The following is a 394-nucleotide window of genomic DNA, read 5'->3' on the forward strand; positions in this document are numbered from 1 at the left end:
ACGAGACCGGCAAGTCGAACCTGAGCATCACGGGCGTGACCTACAACTCCAAGGGTCTCGGCCTTGCTGCGCTGACCAGCGGTGTCGACTTCATTGACAACTCCGCGACCAACAAGGTGCTGTCGAACCTGAACGCCGCGTCGAGCACGCTGCGCTCGGAAGCTTCGAGCCTCGGCTCGAACCTCTCGGTGGTGCAGGTGCGTCAGGACTTCAACAAGAGCCTGATCAACGTGCTGCAGACCGGTTCTTCGAACCTGACGCTGGCCGACACCAACACCGAAGCGGCCAACAGCCAGGCGCTGTCGACCCGCCAGTCGATCGCGGTCTCCGCGCTGTCGCTGGCCAACCAGTCGCAGCAGAGCGTGCTGCAGCTGCTCCGCTAACAAGCGGACGA

1 protein-coding gene is annotated in these 394 nt (G+C 63.2%); it reads left to right on the forward strand.

Annotated elements, in window-relative coordinates; translation table 11 throughout:
- A partial coding sequence (locus AC0L3P_RS40135; RefSeq protein WP_473309477.1) for a flagellin occupies positions 1 to 383 on the forward strand: 383 nt, incomplete at its 5' end.
- Positions 384 to 394 lie beyond the last annotated feature (11 nt).

Source organism: Bradyrhizobium sp. WSM4874, from assembly GCF_055811835.1.